This is a genomic window from Shewanella sp. 10N.7 (genome assembly GCF_020806285.1).
Lineage (GTDB): Bacteria > Pseudomonadota > Gammaproteobacteria > Enterobacterales > Shewanellaceae > Shewanella > Shewanella electrodiphila.
Window position 1 is genome coordinate 1 of the sequence record NZ_JAJGZS010000064.1, and the last position, 863, is coordinate 863.

Annotated in this window: 1 rRNA gene; it reads left to right on the plus strand. The window is 50.8% G+C overall.

The annotated features are described in order from the left end of the window. Positions 1-808: ribosomal RNA gene (locus LMH66_RS20215) — 23S ribosomal RNA — on the plus strand; the annotation flags it as partial. Positions 809-863 lie beyond the last annotated feature (55 nt).

The window sequence follows — 863 nt, forward strand, 5'->3', positions numbered from 1 at the left end:
ATTGAACCTACATGTGTAGGATAGGTGGGAGACTTTGAAGCTTCGTCGCTAGATGAAGTGGAGTCAATCTTGAAATACCACCCTTGTAGTTTTGATGTTCTAACCGCGGCCCCTTATCGGGGTTCGGGACAGTGCCTGGTGGGTAGTTTGACTGGGGCGGTCTCCTCCCAAAGAGTAACGGAGGAGCACGAAGGTTGGCTAAGTACGGTCGGACATCGTACGGTTAGTGCAATGGCATAAGCCAGCTTAACTGCGAGACATACACGTCGAGCAGGTACGAAAGTAGGTCATAGTGATCCGGTGGTTCTGTATGGAAGGGCCATCGCTCAACGGATAAAAGGTACTCCGGGGATAACAGGCTGATACCGCCCAAGAGTTCATATCGACGGCGGTGTTTGGCACCTCGATGTCGGCTCATCACATCCTGGGGCTGAAGTCGGTCCCAAGGGTATGGCTGTTCGCCATTTAAAGTGGTACGCGAGCTGGGTTCAGAACGTCGTGAGACAGTTCGGTCCCTATCTGCCGTGGGCGTTGGATGATTGAAGGAAGCTGCTCCTAGTACGAGAGGACCGGAGTGGACGAACCGCTGGTGTTCGGGTTGTTATGCCAATAGCATTGCCCGGTAGCTACGTTCGGAATCGATAACCGCTGAAAGCATCTAAGCGGGAAGCGAGTCCTAAGATGAGTCATCCCTAGGAATTTAATTCCTCTAAAGAGCCGTTCGAGACTAGGACGTTGATAGGCAGGGTGTGTAAGCGTTGTGAGGCGTTGAGCTAACCTGTACTAATGACTCGTGAGGCTTAACCATACAACCCAGATAAGTTTTATCTGAGTTGATGGTAACTAGATTTATTACTTACTGT